The 26,518-nt window shown below is 48.3% G+C and carries 23 protein-coding genes, 2 pseudogenes and 1 other annotated feature; of the genes and pseudogenes, 14 read left to right on the forward strand and 11 right to left on the reverse strand.

Features of this window, described 5'->3' with window-relative positions; genetic code table 11:
- Window positions 1-33 precede the first annotated feature (33 nt).
- The 8 genes from JQN59_RS08825 (at window position 34) to ugd (ending at window position 8,891) form a co-directional block, all read left to right on the forward strand.
- Complete coding sequence (locus JQN59_RS08825) at window positions 34-1,065, forward strand: IS630-like element ISEc33 family transposase (protein WP_003033020.1); 1,032 nt, start codon at window positions 34-36, stop codon at window positions 1,063-1,065.
- A gap of 319 nt (window positions 1,066-1,384) precedes the next feature.
- Window positions 1,385-2,275, forward strand: coding sequence for a glycosyltransferase (locus tag JQN59_RS08830; RefSeq protein ID WP_149607978.1), 891 nt, complete (start codon window positions 1,385-1,387; stop codon window positions 2,273-2,275).
- 4 nt (window positions 2,276-2,279) lie between these two features.
- The gene (locus tag JQN59_RS08835; RefSeq protein WP_006683934.1) at window positions 2,280-2,930 is read left to right on the forward strand and encodes an HAD family hydrolase; all 651 of its coding nucleotides are present in this window, start codon (window positions 2,280-2,282) and stop codon (window positions 2,928-2,930) included.
- On the forward strand, window positions 2,927-3,691 hold the full coding sequence (locus tag JQN59_RS08840) for a hypothetical protein (RefSeq protein ID WP_149607977.1): 765 nt from the start codon (window positions 2,927-2,929) through the stop codon (window positions 3,689-3,691). Before JQN59_RS08835 ends, JQN59_RS08840 begins: the two co-directional genes overlap by 4 nt.
- A gap of 16 nt (window positions 3,692-3,707) precedes the next feature.
- Window positions 3,708-4,853, forward strand: coding sequence for a glycosyltransferase family 4 protein (locus JQN59_RS08845; RefSeq protein ID WP_149607976.1), 1,146 nt, complete (start codon window positions 3,708-3,710; stop codon window positions 4,851-4,853).
- Between the two features lie 243 nt (window positions 4,854-5,096).
- Window positions 5,097-5,963: a glucose-1-phosphate thymidylyltransferase RfbA gene (rfbA, locus tag JQN59_RS08850; RefSeq protein ID WP_149607975.1), complete on the forward strand. Its 867-nt coding sequence runs from the start codon at window positions 5,097-5,099 to the stop codon at window positions 5,961-5,963.
- A gap of 156 nt (window positions 5,964-6,119) precedes the next feature.
- A complete protein-coding gene (gene gndA, locus JQN59_RS08855) occupies window positions 6,120-7,526 on the forward strand; it encodes an NADP-dependent phosphogluconate dehydrogenase (RefSeq protein WP_149607974.1) in 1,407 nt (468 codons plus the stop codon).
- A gap of 198 nt (window positions 7,527-7,724) precedes the next feature.
- The gene (gene ugd / locus JQN59_RS08860) at window positions 7,725-8,891 is read left to right on the forward strand and encodes a UDP-glucose 6-dehydrogenase (protein WP_048215977.1); all 1,167 of its coding nucleotides are present in this window, start codon (window positions 7,725-7,727) and stop codon (window positions 8,889-8,891) included.
- Window positions 8,892-8,950: 59 nt separating this feature from the next.
- Here ugd and JQN59_RS08865 read toward each other — a convergent pair.
- Window positions 8,951-9,955: pseudogene (locus JQN59_RS08865) on the reverse strand (NAD-dependent epimerase).
- 399 nt (window positions 9,956-10,354) lie between these two features.
- On the opposite strand from JQN59_RS08865, the gene wzzB reads away from it, so the two are divergent.
- Complete coding sequence (gene wzzB / locus JQN59_RS08870) at window positions 10,355-11,338, forward strand: LPS O-antigen chain length determinant protein WzzB (protein WP_149607973.1); 984 nt, start codon at window positions 10,355-10,357, stop codon at window positions 11,336-11,338.
- Window positions 11,339-11,393: 55 nt separating this feature from the next.
- On the opposite strand, the gene hisIE is transcribed toward wzzB, so the two are convergent.
- The 9 genes from hisIE to hisL all read right to left on the reverse strand — a co-directional run bounded on the left by hisIE (window position 11,394) and on the right by hisL (window position 18,746).
- Window positions 11,394-12,005, reverse strand: coding sequence for a bifunctional phosphoribosyl-AMP cyclohydrolase/phosphoribosyl-ATP diphosphatase HisIE (hisIE, locus tag JQN59_RS08875; protein ID WP_149607972.1), 612 nt, complete (start codon window positions 12,003-12,005; stop codon window positions 11,394-11,396).
- Complete coding sequence (gene hisF / locus JQN59_RS08880; RefSeq protein WP_019077116.1) at window positions 11,999-12,775, reverse strand: imidazole glycerol phosphate synthase subunit HisF; 777 nt, start codon at window positions 12,773-12,775, stop codon at window positions 11,999-12,001. Before hisF ends, hisIE begins: the two co-directional genes overlap by 7 nt.
- Window positions 12,757-13,494 carry a 1-(5-phosphoribosyl)-5-[(5-phosphoribosylamino)methylideneamino]imidazole-4-carboxamide isomerase gene (gene hisA, locus JQN59_RS08885; RefSeq protein WP_149607971.1) on the reverse strand — a complete coding sequence of 246 codons (738 nt, stop codon included), beginning with the start codon at window positions 13,492-13,494 and terminating at the stop codon, window positions 12,757-12,759. The genes hisF and hisA overlap by 19 nt, the downstream gene beginning before the upstream one ends.
- The gene (gene hisH, locus JQN59_RS08890; RefSeq protein ID WP_008785165.1) at window positions 13,494-14,084 is read right to left on the reverse strand and encodes an imidazole glycerol phosphate synthase subunit HisH; all 591 of its coding nucleotides are present in this window, start codon (window positions 14,082-14,084) and stop codon (window positions 13,494-13,496) included. Before hisH ends, hisA begins: the two co-directional genes overlap by 1 nt.
- Window positions 14,084-15,151, reverse strand: a complete 1,068-nt coding sequence (gene hisB, locus JQN59_RS08895) for a bifunctional histidinol-phosphatase/imidazoleglycerol-phosphate dehydratase HisB (protein ID WP_003834194.1) — start codon at window positions 15,149-15,151, stop codon at window positions 14,084-14,086. The genes hisH and hisB overlap by 1 nt, the downstream gene beginning before the upstream one ends.
- Complete coding sequence (gene hisC / locus JQN59_RS08900) at window positions 15,148-16,227, reverse strand: histidinol-phosphate transaminase (protein WP_048224388.1); 1,080 nt, start codon at window positions 16,225-16,227, stop codon at window positions 15,148-15,150. Before hisC ends, hisB begins: the two co-directional genes overlap by 4 nt.
- Complete coding sequence (hisD, locus tag JQN59_RS08905) at window positions 16,224-17,528, reverse strand: histidinol dehydrogenase (protein ID WP_149607970.1); 1,305 nt, start codon at window positions 17,526-17,528, stop codon at window positions 16,224-16,226. Before hisD ends, hisC begins: the two co-directional genes overlap by 4 nt.
- Before the next feature lie 127 nt (window positions 17,529-17,655).
- The gene (hisG, locus tag JQN59_RS08910) at window positions 17,656-18,555 is read right to left on the reverse strand and encodes an ATP phosphoribosyltransferase (protein WP_149607969.1); all 900 of its coding nucleotides are present in this window, start codon (window positions 18,553-18,555) and stop codon (window positions 17,656-17,658) included.
- Window positions 18,556-18,600: 45 nt separating this feature from the next.
- Window positions 18,601-18,723, reverse strand: a sequence feature (His leader region).
- Window positions 18,699-18,746: a his operon leader peptide gene (hisL, locus tag JQN59_RS08915; RefSeq protein ID WP_100250077.1), complete on the reverse strand. Its 48-nt coding sequence runs from the start codon at window positions 18,744-18,746 to the stop codon at window positions 18,699-18,701. Its footprint overlaps the feature before it by 25 nt.
- Window positions 18,747-18,920: 174 nt before the next feature.
- On the opposite strand from hisL, the gene JQN59_RS08920 reads away from it, so the two are divergent.
- The 4 genes and pseudogenes from JQN59_RS08920 (at window position 18,921) to plaP (ending at window position 22,347) form a co-directional block, all read left to right on the forward strand.
- Window positions 18,921-19,745, forward strand: a complete 825-nt coding sequence (locus tag JQN59_RS08920; protein WP_008785162.1) for an SDR family oxidoreductase — start codon at window positions 18,921-18,923, stop codon at window positions 19,743-19,745.
- A 41-nt stretch (window positions 19,746-19,786) separates the two neighbouring features.
- Window positions 19,787-20,771 (forward strand): annotated as a pseudogene (locus JQN59_RS08925) (LysR family transcriptional regulator).
- Window positions 20,772-20,933: 162 nt separating this feature from the next.
- The gene (gene yoeI / locus JQN59_RS27235; RefSeq protein WP_099045591.1) at window positions 20,934-20,996 is read left to right on the forward strand and encodes a membrane protein YoeI; all 63 of its coding nucleotides are present in this window, start codon (window positions 20,934-20,936) and stop codon (window positions 20,994-20,996) included.
- Window positions 20,986-22,347 (forward strand): putrescine/proton symporter PlaP, encoded by a 1,362-nt coding sequence (plaP, locus tag JQN59_RS08935; protein WP_003834188.1) that lies wholly within the window; start codon window positions 20,986-20,988, stop codon window positions 22,345-22,347. The genes yoeI and plaP overlap by 11 nt, the downstream gene beginning before the upstream one ends.
- 59 nt (window positions 22,348-22,406) lie before the next feature.
- On the opposite strand, the gene sbcB is transcribed toward plaP, so the two are convergent.
- Window positions 22,407-23,831 carry an exodeoxyribonuclease I gene (sbcB, locus tag JQN59_RS08940; RefSeq protein ID WP_048215987.1) on the reverse strand — a complete coding sequence of 475 codons (1,425 nt, stop codon included), beginning with the start codon at window positions 23,829-23,831 and terminating at the stop codon, window positions 22,407-22,409.
- A gap of 399 nt (window positions 23,832-24,230) precedes the next feature.
- On the opposite strand from sbcB, the gene phsA reads away from it, so the two are divergent.
- Entirely contained in the window at window positions 24,231-26,504 is a 2,274-nt protein-coding gene (gene phsA, locus JQN59_RS08945) for a thiosulfate reductase PhsA (protein ID WP_149607968.1), read from the forward strand.
- The last annotated feature ends 14 nt before the right edge of the window (window positions 26,505-26,518 follow it).

The raw sequence follows: 26,518 nt of genomic DNA on the forward strand, positions 1-26,518 counted from the left end.
CAAACCAACCAAAACCACCAACCGGACTGAGCGATGCCGATCATAGCACCAATACCCCGTGGCGAACGACGCCTGATGCAGAAAGCTATTCATAAAACGCGCGATAAAAATCATGCCCGCAGACTCACGGCCATGCTGATGCTTCATCGGGGTGAACGGGTCAGCGATGTTGCCAGAACTCTCTGTTGTGCCCGTTCATCCGTTGGTCGCTGGATTAACTGGTTTACGCACTCAGGTATTGAAGGCCTGAAATCCTTACCCGCAGGGCGCTCCCGACGCTGGCCTTTTGAACATATCTGCACCCTGTTACGTGAGCTGATAAAGCATTCTCCCGGCGATTTTGGTTATCAACGTTCACGCTGGAGCACCGAATTACTGGCAATAAAAATCAATGAGATAACCGGTTGCCAGTTACATGCAGGAACCGTTCGCCGCTGGTTGCCATCTGCGGGGCTTGTATGGCGCAGGGCCGCGCCAACTCTGCGCATCCGTGACCCACATAAAGATGAAAAGATGGCGGTAATCCACAAAGCGCTGGATGAATGCAACGCAGAGCATCCGGTATTTTATGAAGATGAAGTGGATATTCACCTTAATCCTAAAATCGGTGCGGACTGGCAGTTGCGCGGACAGCAGAAACGGGTAGTGACGCCGGGGCAGAACGAAAAATACTATCTGGCCGGCGCACTGCACAGTGGCACGGGTAAAGTCAGCTACGTGGGCGGCAACAGCAAAAGTTCAGCGCTGTTTATCGCTCTGCTGAAGCACCTGAAAGCCACTTACCGGCGGGCGAAAACAATCACGCTGATCGTTGATAACTACATTATCCATAAAAGCCGCGAAACACAGCGCTGGTTGAAAGCAAATCCCAAGTTCAGGGTAATTTACCAGCCGGTTTACTCGCCGTGGGTGAATCATGTGGAACGGCTATGGCAGGCACTTCATGACACGATAACCCGTAATCATCAGTGCCGCTCAATGTGGCAGTTACTGAAAAAGGTCCGCCATTTTATGGAAACCGCCAGCCCATTCCCCGGAGGAAAACATGGTCAGGCAAAAGTGTAGCGGTATTAGGCGCAGCTATTTAGGTGGAAGTATTGAAAATACGGTTGTATCATGGAACTCCAACCCAGGTCTCGCAGGATGGATTATCTTACTTTCGAACTATTCGCTGATTTCAGCTGGTCTTGCAATCTTGGTTGTAATTGTTTCTTTATTCTTTAATATATACTTTTCATCTCTAATTGGTGGTGAGGTTTTAAAGAGATTCTCTTATGTCTTTTGCATTCTCTATCTTTTTCCAGGATGGATGGGAATGTACATTAATCTATTATTTTATTTCGTTATTTGGCTTGTGATATGTAAATTCTTAAGGGTTAAATGAATGAAACTTAGCGTATGTGTAAGTACATATAACCAAGAAAAATATATTAAAGAATGTCTTGATAGTATTGATATGCAGGAAATGGAAATTCCTTTTGAAATCATTGTTGGGGTTGATAAATCCTCTGATAATACTTTGAGTATAGTTTCAAATTTCGCTAAAACAGCAACTAATACTGTAAAAATAATAACGAGTGACACTCAGGTTGGGGCATCCGAAAATTATTTAAGGATTCACCAAATAGCCAATGGTGAGTATGTTTGTCACATCGATGGCGATGATTTAATGTTGCAGGGTAAATTACAAAAACAGGTTTCCATATTAGATAGTAATTCAAATTTAAGTGCTGTATGGCACAATATGGTATTATTTTCTGATTCAGGCGATGTTTTAAATCCCAGTTATGCGTCTGTGTGGGATGGTGAGATCTCATTAAGTGATTTTCTTCGCGTTGGATTCGTTTCAGCACATTCTTCGATTATGTACAGGCGTGATTGCAGGAGCACTTACAAATACGACTACCCAGTTCCAGATTATGCAATATTCTTAGACCTTTTAGCCCATGGCAATGGATACGTTATTAATCAATCCCTTGGTCAATACAGACACAATGTTGTTTCCGGTGTTATTAGCACAGGATTTAATAGTTTCAAATGTAATCTATATCGCTCATTATATGATTTTGTACTGACGGCCGATGGAAGTAGTTATAGGAAAAAAGATATATTTTGTTTCTCTCTATTGAATTTGTTATCTGACATTAAGTCGAAAAGGGGAGTAGATAGACTATTAATGCTCATTTTGAAAAAAAATATATCACTAGTAAATCCCTTTATACTAATTGACAGCTATAAGAAAATGATGCTCGCTAGTGTCAGGAAAAAAGGATAGCGTAATGAAAAAAGCTATAGTTGATGTATGTGATACGCTTTATTATAGTAATACTACGTTTGATTTTCTTGAAAGGATCGCGTCAAAAAAACTGGAAACCCAGCTATTAGCTTTGCGTAGAGTAAGAAGTCTGATGCTGTTGAATTCAGTACTCTTTAAATTATTTAAAGTAGATATTTATCGACGATTGTGTATTTATAAACTCCTGTCAGGAAAAAAATTATCAGAAATAAAGTCAGAGAGTGAATTATTTTATGAAAATGTTTTATGTGCAAAGAAGATTATTGAAACGCATGCAATAATAAAAAAGTTGAGTGAAGATTTTCAATTTATCCTCTGTTCCGCCTCGATTGATCCTGTAGTCGAAGTGATCGCTGATAAAATGGGGTGTGAACAATTTTTTAGTACTCGCCTTATAGCAAAAGATGGTATCTATACAGGGCAGATTTTCGTAGATTTGTTAGGCCGGAAAGGTAAGCATCTAAAAGAAGCAGATGTAAGCTATAATTTAGTTATCACGGACAACAAAAGTGATATAGATTTAATAGAAACCTGCGGAAAAGCCATAATAATTTCAGAAGAGAAAAATATTAACTTTTGGAATGATTTTAAATTAAAAAATAAGACAATGGATATCAAGGTTGTGATTGTATGATTTTCTATTATGTGCCAATTTTATATTTATTCCACACGAGATTAAAATCACTCCCGGAAATTATCTCATGGACTATATTTTATTTGCTTCCAATGTTTGTAATAGGATGCAATATAGTAACTATAAGTAATGTTATTTATATAATACTTGCAATTTTATTTGTTTATACCTTTTATGAGGTTGGCTATATATTCAACGATGCTATTTTAATTAAAAAGGAAAAAAATCCAACGCTACGCCTAACAGATATTGAACTTGAATATGTATATCATAATTTCTCTAAGATTATGATTGTTAGGACTGTTTGGGCAATATTAATTCTTTCTTTGTTCTATTTTTCTGGTTTCCACTATATATCGGCTAGCCTGGGTGGCATTGGAATTCTATTGATATATTATTTTTATAATACGACAAGAAGTAATTTTAGTGCTATCTTATATTATTTGCTTATTAGTTTTAGGTTTTGTGTTCCTTTTATGATCCTTTACCAACATATCCCTCTCTTGCTTCTGGTGATGCAGCCACTTTTGGCAACATTGGAATACACTGGAAAGAAAAAACTTTTCAATGGAATGTTTACATGGTTTATAGCTTACAAGGAGTATACACGATTTATTTGGTATCTCGTAATATCCTCTCTTATCTATGTTCTTCCTTTCCCTTTGGGTGAGGATATCCGCTCAAGTCTGTTATTTGTTGCGTTAATGGGGCTGATGTTTAGAAGTGTGATTTTGTTTAAAATGGTTGTAAAAAAAATGTAAGGCTTGGAACATAGATATGAAAATTACACTAGTTACTAACACCGTATCATCAATATTCTATTTTAGGTTAAGGCTAATTTCTAGACTTCTTCAAGACCATCATCAGATATCAATTCTTATTCCAGAAACTGAGTCCATGAATCCACTAATCGTGGACCTTAAAAAATTAGGTGTTTTGGTGCTTTTTTATAACGCATCAAGAACTGGCATTAATCCCTTTACAGAATTCCTAACTATAATTTCTCTTTATAAAGTAATAAAAAAGATCAGTCCTGACGTAGTATTTTCTTTTTTCCCAAAACCAATTGTTTTTGGTTCTATAGCCGCAAAGTTAGCTGGAGTGAAACGTATTGTTTCTATGTTTGAGGGGCTCGGTTTTTGTTTTACTAAACGCCCAGAAGAGGATGGCGTAAAGAAAGTAATTCTTAGGGCAGTACAACTTTCTCTATATAAAATTTTTTTGAGGTTATCTGATTCCGTTTTATTTTTGAATGTTGATGATGCAAACGAATTAATAAAAAAACATAATATTAAAGTCAGGCATCATCAGGTGGTCGGTGGTATTGGGGTTAATTTGGAAACGTATAAGTTGAAAGACCTGACCTATAAAAATGGACCACTAACGTTTACTATGGTATCACGATTGCTAATTGATAAGGGTATTCGTGAGTATGTTTCTGCCGCAGAAATTGTTAAGAGAGAATATCCAGATACGATTTTCCAGGTTATTGGTGGAATGGATGATAATCTTGGTGGTATATCTTATCCGGAGTTTGAAAAATGGAAATCTGATAATAATGTTGTTTTCACTGGTGTAATTAGCAATGTTATTGATATTTTGAAGAGTTCTGACGTTTTTGTTCTTCCATCCTATCGCGAGGGAGTGCCACGAAGTAGTCAAGAGGCTCTTGCTGTTGGCTTACCTATTATTACTACAGATGTGCCTGGGTGCAAAGAAACGGTAGTTGACGGTGTTAACGGATTTCTCGTACCACCTTGGGACTCAGAATCATTATCCAAAAAAATGATAGAGCTTATTGAAAACAAAAAATTACTTATAGAAATGGGAAAACAAAGTAGATTGTTAGCAGAGAATAGGTTCGATGAAGAAAGTTTTTGTGACAGGGTGATTAATATATTGATTAATAGAAAATGTAATTAAGCAGTTGGTGGTTTTTGATTGCTGAAATAGTTTGTCTTGTGATAAATCTATTAAGTTCCTTAGGTATCTTATATTTGTATCACTAATCAAAACTCGTTAACATGATTTTCCTCAATATCATCTATTTATTTAATCAGTACTTTATTATTGCTTGTAAGATGATACTTCTGTCAGGTCATGCGTTGATTAAATGATGATATATTGTTCAATCGAAATGTAAAGAATGAATTTTTTGGAGCTGAAATGAAAGGTATTATATTGGCTGGTGGTTCCGGATCCCGACTTTACCCCATTACATTAGGTGTCTCAAAACAACTGATGCCGGTTTATGATAAGCCGATGATCTATTATCCCTTGTCAGTGCTAATGCTTGCAGGTATTCGTGATATTCTTATAATCACTACACCATATGATTTACCCAGTTTCAGACGCTTACTTGGTACTGGTGAACGTTTCGGAGTTAATATTAGCTATCAAGAACAACCATCCCCTGATGGTTTAGCACAGGCGTTCATTCTTGGTGAAGAGTTTATTGACAATCAAAGATGCGCCTTGGTGTTGGGTGATAATATCTTCTTTGGTCAAAATTTTGCGCCTCGGCTTGAATTTGTAGCTGAACGTGATATAGGGGCAACGATTTTTGGCTACCAAGTAATGGACCCAGAGCGATTTGGAGTTGTTGAGTTTGATAGTTCCAATCGAGCTATTTCAATAGAAGAGAAACCATTAAAACCTAGGTCAAACTGGGCTGTTACTGGGCTTTATTTTTATGATAGTAATGTCGTCGAAATGGCAAAGAAAATAAAACCATCTGCTCGTGGCGAATATGAAATTACTTCCCTTAATCAAATGTACCTTGAACAAGGTTTGCTTAATGTTGAACTTTTAGGTCGTGGGTTTGCTTGGTTAGATACAGGAACCCACGAAAGTCTTCTTGATGCGAGCATGTTTGTAAATACTATCGAAAAAAGACAAGGATTTAAAATTGCCTGTCTTGAAGAGATAGCTTTACGAAAAGGATGGGTTTCACCTGAACAGTTGGCTGAAGATGCTAACATATTAGGAAAAACAGATTATGGTAGATACATTCTACAACTGATTAATAAATGAAGCATACAGCTAAAATCTTATAGTGCTTTTCCTTTTGTCTGATTTATATATTTAATTTATTTATGATTTACTAGCTGTAATTTTTTGGGTTAACATTTTAGATACATTCAAGCCGCCCACAAGTCGCGCGGTGATCACACCTGACAGGAGTATGTAATGTCCAAGCAACAGATCGGCGTCGTCGGTATGGCAGTGATGGGGCGCAACCTGGCGCTCAACATCGAAAGCTGTGGTTATACCGTCTCCATCTTCAACCGCTCCCGCGAGAAAACTGAAGAAGTTGTTGCCGAGAACCCGGGTAAGAAACTGGTTCCTTATTACACGGTGAAAGAGTTCGTCGAGTCTCTTGAAACCCCACGTCGTATCCTGTTAATGGTGAAAGCGGGTGCAGGCACCGATGCTGCTATCGATTCCCTGAAGCCGTATCTGGATAAAGGCGACATCATCATTGATGGTGGTAACACCTTCTTCCAGGACACTATCCGTCGTAACCGTGAACTGTCCGCTGAAGGTTTTAACTTCATCGGTACTGGCGTATCCGGCGGTGAAGAGGGTGCTCTGAAAGGCCCTTCCATCATGCCTGGTGGTCAGAAAGAAGCCTATGAACTGGTTGCGCCGATCCTGACCAAAATCGCAGCCGTTGCGGAAGATGGCGAGCCGTGCGTGACCTATATTGGCGCTGACGGCGCAGGCCATTACGTGAAGATGGTTCACAACGGCATCGAATATGGCGATATGCAGCTGATTGCTGAAGCCTATTCTCTGCTGAAAGGCGGTCTGAACCTGTCTAACGAAGAGCTGGCAACTACCTTCACCGAGTGGAATGAAGGCGAGCTGAGCAGTTACCTGATCGACATCACCAAAGACATCTTCACCAAAAAAGATGAAGACGGTAAATACCTTGTTGATGTGATCCTGGACGAAGCGGCGAACAAAGGTACCGGTAAATGGACCAGCCAGAGCTCTCTGGATCTGGGCGAACCGCTGTCGTTGATCACCGAATCCGTATTCGCTCGCTATATCTCTTCTCTGAAAGACCAGCGCGTTGCGGCATCTAAAGTACTGTCCGGCCCGCAGGCTCAACTGGCTGGCGATAAAGCCGAGTTCATTGAGAAAGTCCGTCGCGCGCTGTACCTGGGTAAAATCGTCTCCTACGCGCAGGGCTTCTCTCAACTCCGTGCCGCGTCTGACGAGTACAACTGGGATCTGAACTACGGTGAAATCGCGAAGATCTTCCGCGCAGGTTGCATCATTCGTGCGCAGTTCCTGCAGAAAATCACTGACGCTTATGCTGAAAACAAAGGCATTGCTAACCTGCTGCTGGCTCCGTACTTCAAAAATATCGCTGACGAATATCAACAAGCGCTGCGTGATGTAGTGGCTTACGCTGTGCAGAACGGTATTCCGGTACCGACCTTCTCTGCAGCGGTAGCCTACTACGACAGCTACCGTTCTGCGGTGCTGCCGGCTAACCTGATCCAGGCCCAGCGCGACTACTTTGGTGCACATACGTATAAACGCACCGATAAAGAAGGTGTGTTCCACACCGAATGGCTGGATTAATCTGATTTAGTCTAACTGTAAATGCAGGCCCGGAGCGCTCCTCCGGGCTTTTTTATTGCCAAAAAATGGGATTCAGTCAGGTCTGATATCCGGTGTTGTAGCAAAGCACGATATACTGGTGCAATGCAGAGCCGATGCGCGACGTTGTTTGCAGCGTGTTCACCCTCAAATGTTTAACCGGAAGAAGTTACACAGCGAATGAAGATAACTATCTCAGGAACAGGTTATGTTGGTTTGTCGAACGGTATTCTGATTGCCCAGCACCATGAAGTGGTCGCTCTGGATATCGTTCCGACGAAGGTCGAGATGCTGAATCAGAAAAAATCGCCGATCGTTGATAGAGAGATCGAAGAGTATCTGGCGACAAAACAGCTGAATTTCCGTGCAACGACCGATAAGTATGATGCTTACCGCGACGCGGACTACGTCATCATCGCGACACCGACTGATTACGATCCGAAAACGAACTACTTTAACACCTCCAGCGTCGAGTCAGTGATCCGCGATGTGGTCGAAATCAACCCAAATGCGGTGATGGTAATTAAATCAACGATTCCTGTTGGCTTTACGAACTCCATTAAAGAACAGTTAGGTATTGACAATATTTTCTTTTCGCCAGAATTCCTGCGTGAAGGTCGTGCACTGTACGACAACCTGCATCCGTCCCGTATCGTTATTGGTGAACGCTCTGAACGCGCCGAGCGGTTTGCTGCGTTGTTGCAGGAAGGTGCGGTTAAAAAAGATATTCCGACGCTGTTTACCGACTCGACTGAAGCTGAAGCCATCAAGCTGTTTGCTAACACCTATCTGGCGTTACGTGTGGCTTACTTTAACGAGCTGGATAGCTATGCAGAAAGTCTTGGCTTGAACTCACGGCAGATTATTGAAGGTGTGTGCCTGGATCCGCGTATCGGTAATCACTACAACAATCCGTCATTCGGCTATGGTGGCTACTGTCTGCCGAAAGATACTAAGCAGTTGCTGGCGAACTACGCGTCTGTGCCGAATAACATTATTGGCGCGATCGTTGATGCGAACCGTACGCGTAAGGACTTCATTGCAGATTCTATTCTTGCGCGTAAGCCTAAGGTGGTTGGCGTGTACCGTTTGATCATGAAAAGTGGTTCCGATAATTTCCGGGCTTCATCGATTCAGGGCATCATGAAGCGCATCAAGGCAAAGGGCGTGCCCGTTATTATCTATGAACCGGTCATGGAAGAGGATGAATTTTTCCATTCCCGAGTTGTGCGTGATCTTAATGCGTTCAAAAATGAAGCAGATATTATTATTTCTAACCGCATGACGTCAGAATTAGCTGATGTTGCCGATAAAGTTTATACCCGCGATTTGTTTGGTAGTGATTAATCTCGTTTCCATAAAAAAGGCCTTATATAAGGCCTTTTTTATTTTAATCAGGTCAGTAATTAAACTTTGTAGAAATCACGGTACCAGTCAACAAAGTTCTTCACCCCATCTTTAACCGTGGTTTCAGGTTTAAAACCAATAACATCATACAGCGCTCTGGTGTCTGCGCTGGTTTCCAGCACATCACCTGGCTGTAGCGGTAGCATATTTTTCTTCGCTTCAATACTCAGTGCATCTTCCAGAGCCTGGATATAGTCCATGAGCTCAACCGGTGAACTATTGCCGATATTGTAGACGCGATAGGGCGCAATGCTGGCTGCTGGCGTACCTGTTTCAACGGTCCACTGGCTATCTGCGTGTGGAATGACATCCTGCAGGCGAATGATTGCTTCTGCGATATCATCAATATAGGTAAAGTCACGCTTCATTTTGCCATAGTTATATACGTCAATACTTTTACCTTCCAGCATCGCTTTGGTGAACTTGAACAGCGCCATATCAGGACGACCCCAAGGACCGTACACGGTGAAAAAACGCAACCCGGTTGTGGGCAATCCGTACAAATGGGAATAAGTATGGGCCATCAGTTCGTTGGCTTTTTTGGTTGCTGCATACAGCGACACGGGATGATCGACGGAATCATCCGTAGAGAAAGGCATTTTGCGATTCAGGCCGTAAACTGAACTGGATGAGGCATAGAGTAAATGCTGAATTTTATGATGGCGACACCCTTCCAGTATGTTCAGAAAGCCGGTGAGATTTGAGTCTGCGTAGGCATGCGGGTTTTCGAGTGAATAACGTACACCAGCCTGTGCGGCGAGATGGATCACACGCTCAAAATGCTCGGATGCGAAGAGCTAACTCATACCCTCGCGGTCGGCTAAATCAATTTTATGAAACTGGAAACCAGGCTGCGCCAGTAATTCCAGACGAGCTTGTTTAAGGCTGACGTCGTAGTAATCGTTCAGGTTATCAATACCGACTACTTGATGGCCAGCCTCAAGGAGGCGTTTGCTAACGTGGAAGCCGATGAAACCAGCGGCACCCGTAACCAGGTATTTCATGTTTATTCCTCTTTTTGGCTAAATAATAGCCAGGCACCAACATGTGCTACTAAAAAGTGGAATGATACCTTTAGATGGTAAAAAAGCTAATTGTTATATTATTTACGCCTACCATTTTTACTGGTTAGACGGTAAATATTCATGCTGTGAATTCAATAAAATGAATTGTAAAGTATAACGATTAGCGGGCATGAAACCTGTTTGTTGATGGTTTATTGCGCATGAAGACGCTCTTTGAGTATTGACACTTTTGTTTAATCGTATCGCTATTCAGTAGTGTTTGAAATACCAATCAAAATCCCAGAAACAATTTGATTTTTTTATCATTAATCCTATGGCATTGCCTCAATTTATAGCTAAACTAATCCCAGTTTAAGTCTTTCCTTATCTAGGGTTTCTATGTCTGTAAGTGATAACAACATGTCCGGGCGCAGTCACGATCCGGAACAGATTGATCTGATTGATTTACTGGTACAGTTGTGGCGTGGGAAAGTAACAATCGTTATCGCGATTGTTATTGCCTTAGTACTTGCTGTGGGCTATTTGGCAGTTGCTAAGGAGAAATGGACCTCAACAGCCATTATTACTCAACCGGATGTAGGTCAGATCGCTACATATAACAACGCCCTCAATGTGTTGTATGGTGTCAGCGCCCCCAAGGCTACTGAACTGCAGACAAACGTGGTTGGTCGTTTCAGTACTTCTCTCTCTGCATTGGCTGAAATGCTAGATAATCAGGAAAAACCACAGAAACTGTCAATTGAACAGTCTGTTAAAGGTCAACCGCTGCCGCTAGCGGTTTCTTATGTGGGTAGCTCACCAGAAGACGCTCAGCGTCAACTGGCTGAATACATTCAACAAACAGATGAAAAGGTTGCTAAAGAGCTGGAGCTTGACCTGGTTGATAATATCAAGTTGCAAACAACCACGTTGCAAGACTCTCTGAAAACTCAGGAAGTGGTCGCGCAGGAGCAAAAAGATCTGCGAATTAAGCAAATTCAAGAAGCGCTGCGTTATGCAGAGCAGGCTGGGGTGATTAAGCCGCAAATTCAGCAGACGCAGGATGTGACGCAGGACAGTATGTTCCTGTTGGGTAGTGATGCCCTCAAGTCCATGATTGAGCACGAATCTACACGTCCTTTGATATTGTCTGATAACTACTTCCAGACCAAGCAAAAGCTTTTGGATATTGAAAATCTTAAGCTTGAAGGGGCTGAGTTACACGCCTACCGCTATGTGATGAAACCAACGTTACCGATTCGTCGTGACAGCCCGAAAAAAGCGATTACCCTCGTGCTGGCGGTTCTGCTCGGTGGGATGATTGGTGCAGGCGTAGTGCTGGGGCGAAATGCTCTGCGTGGTTACAAAGCCAAAGCTGAGTAAGTTTGAACCTGACGACAAAAAACCGGGCAGCGCCCGGTTTTTTCATATCTGCAACTTACTGATGACGCTTACGTAAATTCTCAATCACCGTCGTCAGGTCGAGGTCCTGGTCCTGCAGCAGCACCAGCAGGTGATACATCAGATCAGAAGCTTCATTTGTCAGCTCAAAACGATCGTTCACGGTCGCAGCCAGCGCGGTTTCTACGCCTTCTTCACCTACTTTCTGTGCGATGCGTTTGGTGCCGCTGGCATACAGTTTCGCGGTGTAGGAGCTGGCTGGGTCAGCGGTTTTACGTTCGGCCAGCAGTTGCTCAAGCTGATACAGGAACAGCCACTGGTGGCTGGCGTCACTAAAGCAGCTTGAGGTGCCTTTATGGCAGGTTGGGCCAATCGGGTTAACCAGCACCAGCAGGGTGTCGTTGTCGCAGTCAGGCGCAATGCTCACCACATTCAGGAAGTGACCGGAGGTTTCTCCTTTGGTCCACAGGCGCTGCTTGGTCCGTGAGAAAAAAGTCACTTTGCCGCTTTCGAGCGTTTTATCCAGCGCCTCCGGGTTCATATACCCCAGCATCAGTACTTCACCGGAAACCGCATGCTGCACGATGACTGGCATCAGTCCGTCGGTTTTTTCCCAGTCCAGCTCGCGGCATTGTTGCTTCGTTAACATATCCTGATCTCCACGCCCTGTGTTGCCAGGTACGCTTTTAATTCGCCAATATTGATAATTTGCTTGTGGAAGACGGAGGCGGCAAGCGCGCCGTCAACGTCGGCATCCCGGAAGGCTTCCAGGAAGTGTTCCATGGTGCCCGCACCGCCGGAGGCAATCAGCGGAACGTGGCAAACATCACGCACTTTTTTCAGTTGCTCCAGGTCATAACCGTTACGTACGCCGTCCTGGTTCATCATGTTCAGGACGATTTCGCCCGCGCCGCGTTTTTGGACTTCCTGCACCCAGTCCAGTGTTTCCCACTGCGTGACGCGGGTACGGCTTTCATCTCCGGTATACTGATTTACATGATATTTGCCGGTTTCGGCGTCATACCAGGTATCAATACCCACCACGATGCACTGCACGCCAAAGCGATCAGCCAGACGGGTGATAAGTTCCGGTTCGGCCAGCGCCGGGGAGTTGATGGAGATTTTGTCCGCCCCGAAGGAGAGAATGCGCGCCGCATCGTCGATGGATTTAATGCCACCGGCAACACAGAACGGAATATCGATCACTTCCGCTACGCGTGATACCCAGCTTTTATCCACTACGCGTCCATCGCTGGAAGCGGTGATATCGTAGAACACCAATTCATCTGCGCCTTCATCGGCATAGCGTTTTGCCAGCGGGACAATGTCGCCAATAATCTCGTGATTGCGGAACTGGACGCCTTTTACCACCTGCCCATCACGGACGTCCAGACAAGGAATTATGCGTTTTGCCAGCATTGAATGGCCTCCTCAACGGTGAACTTACCTTCCAGCAGGGCTCGTCCGACGATCACGCCACGAACACCAGTCCCGCGCAGGGCCGCTACGTCCTCGATTCCGCCAATGCCGCCAGATGACTGAAATGCCACCTGCGGGTATTTGGCGCACACTTCTTCATACAGCGCGACGTTTGAGCCTGCCAGCGTACCGTCGCGGGAGATATCGGTGCACAGCACGTGCTTCAGGCCGACGGGTAAATAGGTCTCAACCAGTTCTTCCAGTGAAACCCCTGAATCTTCCTGCCAGCCACTGACCGCAACCTGTTTATTCCCGTGCTCGTCAATACGAACGTCCAGCGCCAGTACCAGCGCATCGGCACCAAAACGGGCAAACCAGCTCTTGACTATCGCGGGGGATTTTACCGCCGTCGAACCCACCACCACGCGCGCCACACCTGCGTCAAGAAGCGCCGCCACGTCTGCTTCCGTACGCACGCCGCCGCCAACCTGTACCGGAACATTGACGCCAGCGACCAGCGTTTTGATCAGCGGGATCTGGCGCTGTGCCGGGTCTTTCGCGCCGGTTAAATCTACCAGGTGCAGCACTTCAGCCCCCTGGGCTGCATAATCCTGCAAACGGGGGAGAGGATCGTTACCGTAATCACGTTGCTTAGCGTAATCGCCCTGATGAAGACGCACCACCGTGCCGTCGATTAAATCTAATGCCGGAATAATCATTACATCTCCAGAAAGTTTTTCAGCAACTGTGCCCCAGCCGCGCCCGAACGTTCCGGGTGAAACTGTACGCCAAAGAAATTGTCTTTTTGTACTGCCGCGGTAAACGGTTCGCCGTAATTGCACTGGGCGATGGTCCACGGGTTTACCGGCATAGCGTAGCTGTGTACAAAGTAGAAATACGCACCATCTTCAATACCCTGGAACAGACGGTTCCCCGCCTGCGGATAGACGCGATTCCAGCCCATATGCGGCAGCGGCAGACCGAAATCGGTCATCTTCGGGACGTCCTGCTCAATAATGCCCAGCAGGGAAACACCGTTACTCTCTTCGCTGCGACGGCCCAGTAGTTGCATACCTAAACAGATCCCCAGTACCGGTTGCGTACAGGCTTTAATCAATTCGATCAGTTCGCGCTCGCGCAACTGGTCCATAGCCGCCTGCGCGGTGCCGACGCCCGGCAGAAACAGTTTATCGGCGCGCAGCACTACGTCCGGGTCACGGCTGACAACCGGGTCGTATCCGTGGCGTGCGACGGCGGATTTTACCGAATGCAGGTTGGCGCAGCCGGTGTCCAGAATCACCACGTTCATTACAGCACTCCTTTTGAAGAGGGCAGCGTGTCGCCTTCTACACGAATCGCCTGACGCAGCGTACGGCCAAAGGCTTTAAACAGGCTTTCCACGCGGTGGTGATCATTTTTGCCTTTGGTTTTCAGGTGCAGGGTGACGCCCATGGTGTAGGAGAGTGAACGGAAGAAGTGTTCGATCATCTCCGTGCTCAGATCGCCAACGCGCTGGTAGGTAAACTCCGCGCGGTACTCCAGGTGTGGACGCCCGGAGATATCCAGCGCGCAACGTGCCAGACACTCATCCATCGGCAGCACAAAACCAAAACGGTTGATGCCGCGTTTATCGCCTAACGCCAGCTTTAAGGCTTCGCCCAGCGCCAGACCGGTATCTTCAACGGTGTGGTGATCGTCTATATACAGATCGCCCTTGACGGCAATCTCCATGCGAAAACCGCCGTGGGTGGCGATTTGATCCAGCATGTGGTCAAAGAAGCCAACGCCAGTATTGATTTTGCTGCGGCCTTCGCGGTCCAGCCAGACTTTGACGTCAATCTGCGTTTCTTTAGTATTACGCTCAACGTGTGCGTAGCGGTCACGTTTGGTCAGCTGCTCGCCGATCATCGCCCAGTTCAGGGTGTCGCGATGGTAACGCAATCCGCTAATGCCCATGTTTTCAGCGAGCTGAATATCGGTCACCCGGTCGCCAATGACGTAGCTGTTCGCCATATCCATGGCCTGTTCAACCAGATACTGTTCAACCAGCTTCACTTTTGGCTTACGGCAATCACACTCGTCCGCTGGCAGGTGCGGGCAAATCAGTACCTCATCAAACGTCACACCCTGAGAGGTGAAAATTTGCATCATCAGGTTATGCGGACCGTCAAAATCAGTCTGTGGGAAACTCTGGGTTCCGAGTCCATCCTGGTTAGTAATCATAACCAGCTTAAAACCTGCTTTTTGCAGTTTCAGCAAAACGGGAACAACTTCCGGCTCGAAGGCGAGTTTGTCAAAGCGATCGACCTGAAAGTCACTTGGCGGTTCGGAAATCAGGGTTCCATCACGGTCAATAAAAAGATACTTCTGGCTCATACTTGCTCCGCACGTAAGGCGTCAATGACGCGCTGGCTCTCTTCACGGGTTCCGACAGTAATTCGCAGGCAGCCGCTTAACGAAGGTTGTTTATTCTGATCTCGTAAGATAATGCCCTGATCCCACAAAGATTTAAATACGCTACTTGATGCGGTGAAGCGCGCCAGAACATAGTTGGTTTCAGAATCGAATACCTGCTCTACACAGCGAATTGTTTTCAGGTTATCTACCAGATACTGACGCTCTTCCAGGATCTGCTCTACGCGTTTACGCATGGCGGAAATCCCTTGCGGCGTCAGCGCCTGGGCGGCGATATCTGCCACCGGCGTAGAGAGTGGGTAAGGGGCTATCACCTTTAACAGCAGATTGATAACCTCTTCATTCGCCAGCGTAAACCCGCAGCGTAAACCGGCGAGCGCAAACGCTTTGGACAACGTGCGTAATATCACCAGATGCGGATACTCAGACAGCCAGCCTGCCAGCGTGGCCTGTGGGCAAAACTCGATATAGGCCTCATCAGCGACCACAATAGCTTTACCCTGCGCCATTTCGAGCAGTGAACGCAGATCCTGCGGGTTAATTAGCTGGCCGGTTGGGTTATTAGGGCTGCATACGTAGACCACCTTCACGCCATCAAGCTTGTCCGCGATGCCTTGCAAATCCAGTTGCCAGTTATCAAGGGTCGGAACGGTGCGGCACTCAACGCCAATCGTTTCGGCGCTGACGCTGTACATGCCGTAAGTCGGCGGGCAGTAGAGAATGGCATCTTTACCGGGTTCGCAAAAAGCGCGCACCAGCAGTTCGATCCCTTCATCTGCGCCGCGGCTGACCAGTACCTGCTCCGGTTTGACGTCAGCATACTGCGCGTAATTCTCAATCACCGCTTTCGGCTGGCATTCAGGGTAGCGGTTCAGCGTTTGCTGAGTGAGCTGGAACTCAACGGCGGTTGGGTACTCATTCGCGTTGAGCCAGACATCGCCGTTACCACCGAGACGACGGGCAGACTGATAGGGTGTTAACTCGCGAACATTCTTACGGGCTAAATCAGTGACGCTGAGAAAGTTGTCAGTGCTCATGCTTGCTCCTTCAGGGCGTTAACGCGCAGGGTGACGGCATTTTTGTGGGCAGTCAGTCGTTCAGCAGCGGCCAGTATTTCAATGGTTGAGGCCAGGGCCGAGAAACCTTGTGGGTTTAATTCCTGTACGGTCATCCGTTTCTGGAAATCAGCCAGCCCAAGGCTTGAGCAGGTCGCGGTATAGCCGTAGGTCGGAAGAACGTGGTTGGTGCCAGAAGCATAGTCGCCTGCGGATTCCGGCGACCAGTCGCCGAGGAACACCGAACCGGCGCTAGTGATCTCATCAACCAGTTCACGCGCGTTGCGAGTCTGAATAATCAGGTGTTCCGGACCGTAGGCGTTAGATATTTCAACGCACTGCGCCAGATCTTTCGCCACGATTAAGCGGCTGGCGGAGAGTGCCTGACGTGCGGTCTCTGCGCGGGAAAGCTCAGCAAGCTGGCGTTCAACGGCTTTGGCAACGCCTTCGGCAAGCGTAGCGTCTGGCGTCAGAAGGATAACCTGCGAGTCGGGGCCGTGTTCTGCCTGAGATAGCAGGTCAGAGGCAACAAAGTCCGGCGTCGCGCCGCTGTCGGCGATAACCAGCACTTCTGACGGGCCTGCAGGCATGTCGATGGCCGCGCCGTCAAGACGCTGGCTGACCTGGCGTTTGGCTTCGGTCACATACGCATTGCCCGGCCCGAAGATTTTATCAACCTTAGGAATAGATTCGGTGCCCAGCGCCAGCGCGGCAATAGCCTGCGCGCCGCCTACATTAAACACCTCTTTTACGCCACACAGCTGCGCGGCGTAGAGGATTTCATCGGCAATCGGCGGCGGTGAGCACAGTACCACTTTTTTGCAACCGGCGATGCGCGCCGGGGTCGCCAGCATTAATACGGTAGAAAACAGCGGCGCCGAACCTCCAGGAATATACAGGCCCACGGAAGCGATAGGGCGGGTAACCTGCTGGCAACGCACGCCTGGCTGGGTCTCGATATCCACCGGCGGCAGGATCTGCGCGGTGTGGAAAGTATCAATATTACGCACCGCCGCCTGCATGGCTTGTTTCAGTTCGTCGCTCAGGCGACTGCTGGCTTGCTGGATTTCTTCCTCGGTCACGCGCAGCGCGCCAACCTCGGTTTTATCGAACTTTGCGCTGTATTCACGCAGCGCCCGGTCGCCGTTATTTTTGACGTTCTCAAGGATCTCGGCCACCGTACGGCTGATGCTTTCAGAGGCGGAAATCGCCGGGCGCATCAGCAGTTCGCGCTGCTGCTCAGGGCTATAGCTATTCCAGTCAATCAGGGTATTGAAGCTCATGGTCGTTACTCCATCATCGGGTGTTGCCGGATGGCGGCGCTGCCTTATCCGGCCTACAAGACCCGTAATATCAATGATTGTGACAATTCTTGTAGGCCTGATAAGCGAAGCGCCATCAGGCATCAGATCACTCCATCATCTTCTCAATCGGCAACACCAGAATTGAGCTGGCACCGAGCGCTTTCAGTTTTTCCATTGTTTCCCAGAACAGGGTTTCGCTGCTGACCATGTGCATGGCAACACGCTGCTGGTCGCCCGCCAGAGGCAGAATGGTAGGGCGCTCAGCGCCGGGCAGCAGGGCGATGACCTCGTCCAGACGCTCGCTCGGCGCGTGCATCATGATGTATTTGGATTCACGGGCCTGAATAACCCCCTGGATACGGGTTAGCAGTTTGTCGATCAGTTGTTGCTTGGCTTCGGCCATTTCGCCGTCGCGCTGAATCAGACAGGCTTTAGAGCGGTAGATCACTTCTGCTTCGCGCAGACCGTTGGCTTCAAGCGTTGCGCCGGTGGACACCAGATCGCAAATCGCATCAGCCAGACCCGCACGGGGAGCAACTTCTACAGAACCGTTTAACAGACAAGATTTAAACGAAACTCCTTTCTGATCGAGATAACGTTTGAGCAGGTGTGGGTAAGAGGTCGCGATACGTTTACCGTTCAGCGCTGCCGGGCCATCCCAGGCTTCATCAACCGGGGTAGCCAGCGAGAGACGGCAGCCGCCGAAGTCCAGACGGCGCAGGGTAAAATAGCGAGGGTCTTCACCCTGTGCCCGGCGGTTGAGCAGTTCCTCTTCCAGAACGTTTTCCCCGATGATGCCGAGGTCAACGACACCGTCCATCACCAGACCCGGGATATCGTCATCACGCACACGCAGAATATCGATCGGCATGTTCTCCGCCATCGCAATCAGGCGCTGGGTGTGAAGATTAATTTTAATGCCGCAACGGGCCAGTAATTCGCGTGAATCATCGCTTAAGCGGCCTGATTTCTGCATAGCTATGCGTAAACGGGTGTTGTCTAACATTCTTTATTCCTCGTTATCCTGTCTGAATCAGTTTGGGTCACGCACAAAAAAAAGCCCCCGGAAGAAATCTTCCGGGGGCTTTCTCATACGCTCATGCACCGCTGGAAGATTTAAACGTCTCCCAGCACACATCGCCTGAAAGACTAGTCAGGATGATGGTGATGATGGTGTTTGAATTGAGCGCGTGTCATAAATTTTCTCGATGAATGTTTATTCATTTGATGTCTTTTAACCTAAACCACTTTAGCTACGGAAAGCAAGGGCTTTTTTTGATCATTAATTCATTTCATATTGATACTATGAATTGTCAGCCACCGTGGGCTGGCGTAGCCTTGCGTTATAGGCCAAAAGTCAGGAGAGAAGGCATGAAAAAGGTCGCAATTGTCGGGTTAGGTTGGTTAGGCATGCCGTTAGCCATGTCGCTGGCGGCGAGAGGCTGGCAGGTTACCGGCAGCAAAACCACATTGGATGGGGTGGAAGCGGCCCGCATGAGCGGTATCGAGAGTTATTCGCTGCGCCTGGAACCTGAACTGGTCTGTGAGGCTGACGATCTCGATGCACTGATGGACGCCGATGCGCTGGTTATTACGCTACCTGCGCGTCGTAGCGGTCCTGGGGAAGCATTTTACCTGCAGGCCATGCAGGAGCTGGTCGACAGCGCGCTGGCGTATCGGATCCCACGAATTATTTTTACCAGTTCGACGTCAGTCTATGGTGACGTTCAGGGCACAGTGAAAGAGGGGACGCCGCGTAATCCGGTCACGGCGAGCGGTCGTGTCCTGAAAGAACTTGAAGACTGGTTGCACAATTTGCCAGGCACGTCGGTGGATATTTTGCGTCTGGCCGGGTTGGTCGGTCCGGGAAGACATCCTGGTCGCTTCTTCGCTGGCAAGACGGCACCTGACGGACATCATGGCGTCAATCTGGTGCATCTGGACGATGTAGTATCTGCCATCACGTTACTGCTGCAAGCGCCTAAAGGGGGACACATCTATAATATATGTGCGCCTATGCATCCGGCGCGTAACGTGTTCTATCCGCAGATGGCCCGCCAGTTGGGGATGGAGCCGCCGGAATTTCGCGGCGGTACGGATAACGGTAAAGGTAAAGTCATTGATGGCAACCGTATTTGTAATGAGCTTGGGTTTGAGTACCAGTATCCCGACCCGCTGGTGATGCCAATGGAGTGACAGGCCAGCAGAGTGCCGCTGTATACCGCCAGGGGGCGAGTATGAAACCACTGCTGGACGTTCTTATCATCCTCGATGCATTAGAAAAAGAGGGCAGTTTCGCGGCGGCGTCGGCAAAATTGTTTAAGACGCCGTCTGCGCTCAGCTACACCGTCCATAAGCTGGAAAGTGATCTTAATATTCAGCTACTCGATCGCAGCGGACACCGGGCTAAGTTCACCCGCACCGGGCAGATGCTGCTGGAAAAGGGGCGGGAGGTGCTGCACACCGTTCGCGAACTTGAAAAGCAGGCGATTAAACTTCACGAAGGCTGGGAGAATGAACTGGTTATTGGCGTAGATGATACGTTTCCCTTTTCACTGCTGGCCCCACTCATCGAGTCTTTCTATCAACACCACAGCGTGACGCGCCTGAAATTTATCAATGGCGTGCTGGGCGGCTCCTGGGATGCCCTCACTCAGGGCCGGGCGGATATTATCGTTGGCGCCATGCATGAACCCCCTGCAGCGAGTGAATTTGGCTTTGCACGGCTCGGGGTTTTGGAACAGGTGTTTGTGGTTGCGCCGCATCACCCGCTGGCGCAGGAACAGGAACCGTTAAATCGTCGTACCATTCGCCGTTTTCGCGCCATTGTGGTGGGCGACAATGCGCAGCATGCCAACGTCTCAGGTTCCCAGGTGCTGGACGATCAAGAAGCCATTACCGTTTTTGACTTCAAAACCAAGCTGGAACTGCAAATCAGCGGTCTGGGATGTGGCTATATTCCGCGCTACCTGGCGCAGCGATTTCTGGAGAGCGGCGCACTGATTGAGAAAAAAGTGGTCGCGCAAATTGTCTTTGAACCCGTGTGGATAGGCTGGAATGAACAGACCGCCGGGTTGGCCAGTGCCTGGTGGCGGGATGAAATTTTAGCAAATAGTGCTATTGCGGGGGTGTATGTTAAAACGGCTGCTGACAAATCAATCAGTTAAGAAAAAATATTCTTTTGTGGCCGCTTCAATCTCTTGTTATTTCTCCCCAAATTAGTGCAAAATACGCCGCTTGCAAAAAATGACATTAACCGACGTTTTAATACGCGTCGGTTATTTTTTTGCATCAAACCAATCATTCATAAAAGAGGCCGGGCTTCGTACCGGATAGATACTTACTTAAAAATCGACAGTTGTTGTCGCTGAGGATTAACAAAAAATGGGGCAATTTTTTGCTTACGCGACGGTTTTCGCCGTAATGGGGGATAACCATGTCGCATAACGCTACTCCAAACACCTCTCGCGTGGAATTACGTAAAACGCTTACGCTGGTTCCGGTTGTCATGATGGGCCTTGCCTATATGCAGCCGATGACGCTGTTCGATACATTCGGTATCGTATCAGGAATGACCGATGGTCACGTCCCGACAGCTTACGCCTTTGCACTGATAGCCATCCTCTTTACCGCACTGAGCTACGGTAAACTGGTGCGTCGCTATCCGTCTGCAGGCTCTGCCTACACTTACGCCCAGAAATCCATTAGCCCGACCGTTGGCTTTATGGTGGGTTGGTCATCACTGCTGGACTACCTGTTCGCTCCGATGATCAACATTCTGTTGGCAAAAATTTATTTTGAAGCCTTGGTGCCGTCGATACCGTCATGGATATTCGTGGTGGCGCTGGTGGCCTTCATGACCGCCTTTAACCTGCGCAGCCTTAAATCCGTTGCGAATTTCAACACCGTAATCGTGTTGTTGCAGGTGGTGCTGATTGCAGTGATCCTCGGCATGGTCGTTTATGGCGTGTTCGAAGGGGAAGGTGCTGGTACATTGGCGAGCAGCCGTCCGTTCTGGTCAGGTGATGCACACGTGATCCCGATGATCACGGGCGCTACCATCCTGTGCTTCTCGTTCACCGGTTTTGACGGTATCAGCAACCTGTCAGAAGAAACCAAAGACGCTGAGCGCGTGATCCCGCGTGCGATTTTCCTGACTGCGCTGATTGGTGGCCTGATCTTTATCGTCTCCACCTATCTGTTGCAGCTGTACTTCCCGGATATCTCGCGCTTCAAAGATCCAGATGCTTCACAGCCGGAAATCATGCTGTACGTTGCCGGTAAGTTCTTCCAGGTTGGCGCGCTGATTTTCTCTACCATTACCGTACTGGCGTCCGGTATGGCAGCGCATGCTGGCGTAGCGCGTCTGATGTACGTGATGGGGCGTGACGGCGTGTTCCCGAAAAGCTTCTTCGGTTATGTACACCCGAAATGGCGTACTCCGTCCATGAACATCATTCTGGTTGGTGCGATTGCTTTGCTGGCAATCAACTTCGACCTGGTAATGGCGACGGCGCTGATTAACTTTGGTGCGCTGGTGGCGTTTACCTTCGTTAACCTGTCGGTGATCTCCCAGTTCTGGATCCGTGAGAAGCGTAACAAGACGCTGAAAGACCACTTCCAGTATCTGTTCCTGCCGATGTGCGGTGCGCTGACCGTTGGTGCGCTGTGGGTGAATCTGGAAGAGAGCTCAATGGTTCTGGGTCTGATCTGGGCTGGTATCGGTCTGATTTACCTGGCTTGTGTGACCAAAAGCTTCCGCAACCCGGTGCCGCAGTACGACGAAGATGTCGCGTAATAACGGTATTTAGCTGAAAAAAAACGGAGACAAGTTCTCCGTTTTTTTATACGTGGGATTTATACAATCTCTTCGGCGTACTGCCAGAGTGATTTCAGCAGCATCAACTTTTCTTTGTTATCCGCATATTGCTGGCTCAATAGCTGCAATTCATTGGCGTAATTTTGCAAAAACTCCGGTGTGAATACCTGGCGACGATGGTCCAGCCAGCGCTGCTGTTCAGCTTCGTCCAGCGTTCCCGGGAAGTTACGTGCACGGTAATTAAACAGCAGTTTTTCAATGCGCTTATCGACAAAGGAGATATCCAGCGCCGGTAAATTGCGCGGTTCGGTTTCCAGAACGATTTTCATCGCCGCACGGTCAGCATCGCTGAAAAAGCCGTTATACAGTTGGGCATCCACGTTATCTGATGGTGTAAAGGGTTCCGCATCGGCAAAGATCGCGACCACTTTGTCGCGTATCTGCGGATTTTCGCGCAGGACTTTGAGATTATCCAGACAGTGCTGGCGGTTAATGCCAAGACGGTCGGCATCTTCCGGACGCAGGGTATTCGCCTGTGCCAGTACCGGGCATTTGTTGATGTGCACAAGTTTAACCGGTACGGCCGGGTTATCACCCAGATCCGCTTTAGACGTGTAGAGCCGCTCGCGCAGGGCGTCACTGTCGAGCTCGAGCAGCGGCGAAATATCACCGGCTAAGTCGACCATAATAACCGCGTTACGATTCTCCGGATGCCACGCCAACGGCGCTACCCAACTGGTGTTTCCGCGCCATGCGCCGAACATACCAGAGACATGGACCAGCGGCTTCATTTGCGGGACATCAATCAGCGCGGCCAGCTTGTGTTTATTACGATGGCTGTAGAGATAATCAAACAGACGCGGCTGGCGCGACTTCACTAATTGCGCCATTGCGATTGTAGCGTATACGTCCGCCATAGCATCGTGAGCATTGGTATGCTCAATACCGTTGGCTTTGGTCAAATGCTCCAGCCGGAAGCTGGGTAAGCCGTCGTCGTTTTCCGGCCAATTAATGCCTTCAGGGCGCAGGGCATAGCAGGCGCGCATCACATCCAGCAGATCCCAGCGCGAATTATCGTTCTGCCAGCTCCAGGCATAGGGATCGTAGAAATTGCGATACAGGATGTTGCGCGTCACCTCATCATCGAAGCGAACGTTGTTATAACCCAGGATACAGGTTTTCGGCACGGTGAACAGGGCGTGGATGCGTGCAGCAAAAGCGGCTTCATTTTCTCCCTTTTCACGTGCTTCCTGCGGTGTGATACCCGTAATCAACACCGCCTCAGGCTGCGGCAGATAATCGTCCGCGGGTTTGCAATAAAAGACTTCTGGTTCACCGATGATGTTGAAATCATTATCTGTGCGGATAGCCGCAAATTGCGCGGGTCTGTCCAGCGCCGGATGGGTACCAAAGGTCTCGTAATCGTGGAAGAGAAAACCAGGTTGCTGCTTGCCGTCATTCATTGTTCAGTTATGTCCGGGATCAATTTAGCGCTGGTTCAAGAATACCAAAAAATAGCGAGATAATCAGCTATGGCATTATAGAAGCTGGATTGTGTACGCAATAAAATTGAGATAAACAGGACATTAATGGAATTAACTAATAAATTTCGCGCGGTTAAAATAAATTACGGAAATAAAATATCTTGAGGTTGCGGGTTTGTAAATAATCTAACTGATAACCATTATTGTTATTTTCCTTTTCTTTGCTGTGTTCTGGAAACTTTAAAAATCTTTTATAAACAATGGGTTTTTATTTATGTCAATTCGCTGTCATGCATTGTAATGAAATGTGATTGATGTAAAAAATAAATAATCTAAACGCCATATAATTATTGGATATATCTAATAACAGGAGGTTATATGAGTATTAGTCGGCGTAATTTTTTGCGAGGCGTGGGTATAGGCTGTTCAGCCTGTGCGATAGGCAGTTTCCCGCCTGGGGCACTGGCGCGAAATTCTCCAGAGAGTATCAAAGGGAAAACATCACTGACGCCAAGTTTGTGCGAGATGTGTTCTTTTCGCTGCCCAATTCAGGCTCAGGTGATTAATAATAAAACGGTTTTTATTCAGGGGAACCCTAATGCGCCACAGCAGGGGACACGTGTCTGTGCTCGCGGCGGCAGCGGCGTTAGCCTGGTCAACGACCCTCATCGCATTGTTAAACCCATGAAACGCACAGGACCTCGCGGGAGCGGTGACTGGCAGGTTATTAGCTGGGAACAGGCGTATAAAGAAATTGCCGAAAAAATGACGGCAATAAAAACGCAATATGGTCCCCAGGGAGTAGTCTTCTCGTCTAAATCTGGCTCGCTGTCTGGCCATTTATTTCACCTCGCGACGGCTTTCGGGTCACCGAATACCTTTACTCACGCATCAACGTGTCCTGCCGGTAAAGCCATTGCCGCTAAAGTTATGATGGGTGGCGATTTAGCCATGGATATCGCCAATACCCGTTATATGGTCTCTTTTGGCCATAACCTCTATGAAGGGATCGAGATTGCTGATACGCATGAGCTGATGACCGCGCAGGAGAAGGGGGCGAAGATGGTCAGCTTCGATCCCCGTCTGTCCGTATTCTCCAGCAAGGCGGATGAATGGCATGCGCTCAAGCCGGGCGGCGACTTACCGGTGCTGATGGCCATGTGTCACGTCATGATCAATGAAAATCTGTATGACGCGGACTTTGTTGCGCGCTACACCACGGGGTTTGAGCAGCTGGCAGAAGCGGTACAAGAGACCACGCCAGAATGGGCGCAGCAGCTCGCGGATGTGCCTGCTGATGTCATTGTTCGGATCACCCGCGAAATGGCCGCCTGCGCGCCTCATGCCATCGTCAGTCCGGGCCATCGCGCGACGTTTTCGCAAGAAGAAATTGATATGCGGCGCATGATTTTTACCCTCAATGTGCTGCTTGGCAATATTGAGCGTGAAGGCGGTTTGTATCAGAAAAAAGCGGCGGCAACTTACAATAAGCTGGCTGGAGAGAAGGTCGCTCCGGTGCTGGCAAAACCCGATGTCAAATTACCCAAGCCAACGGCTCAGCGTATCGATCTGGTAGCCCCGCAGTTTAAGTACATCGCGGCGGGCGGTGGTGTGGTGCAAAGCATCATTGATGCTGTGTTAAACCAGACGCCTTATCCGGTGAAGGGATGGATTATGTCCCGACACAACCCTTTCCAAACCGTAACCTGTCGACCAGATCTGGTCAAAACCGTTGAACAGCTCGACCTTGTGGTCAGTTGTGATGTCTATTTAAGCGAAAGCGCGGCGTATGCCGACTACCTTTTGCCTGAATGTACTTACCTTGAGCGCGATGAAGAAGTTTCAGATATGTCGGGTCTGAATCCAGCCTATGCCCTGCGTCAGCAGGTAGTAGAACCTATTGGTGATGCGCGTCCGAGCTGGCAAATCTGGAAAGAGCTGGCCGTGCAGTTAGGCCTTGGCCAATTCTACCCATGGCAGGATATGCAAACGCGTCAGTTATACCAGCTTAATGGCGATCATGCGCTATCTGCTGAATTGCGTCAGAAAGGGTATCGGGAGTGGGGTGTTCCGTTGCTGCTGCGTGAACCTGAAGCGGTGCGTCAGTTTGTGGAACGCTATCCGGGCGCGGTGGCGGTTGACAGCGACGGTACCTATGGCGAGCAACTGCGCTTTAAATCTCCGTCAGGAAAAATCGAACTCTATTCCGAAGAGCTGGAAACGCTCCTGCCTGGCTACGGTATTCCGCGCGCGCGCAATTTTGCGCTTAAAGGCGACAGTGAACTCTATTTTATCCAGGGAAAAGTGGCGGTGCATACCAACGGTGCGACGCAATACGTGCCACTGCTTAGCGAGTTGATGTGGGATAACGCAGTGTGGATCCACCCGCAAACGGCCCGTGAAAAAGGCATCAAAAGCGGTGATGACATCTGGCTGGAAAATGCGACCGGCAAGGAAAAAGGCAAAGCGCTGGTCACCGCCGGAATTCGGCCCGATACGCTGTTTGTTTATATGGGATTTGGCGCCAAGGCGGGAGCCAAAACCGCAGCGACAACGCACGGTATCCATTGCGGTAATTTGCTTCCGCATGTTACCAGTCCGGTTTCCGGTACGGTGGTCCACACCGCTGGCGTTATGCTTCGTCGGGCATGAGAAAGGAGAACATC

This window comes from Citrobacter sp. B72 (assembly GCF_016894305.1).
Classification (GTDB): Bacteria; Pseudomonadota; Gammaproteobacteria; order Enterobacterales; family Enterobacteriaceae; genus Citrobacter; species Citrobacter portucalensis.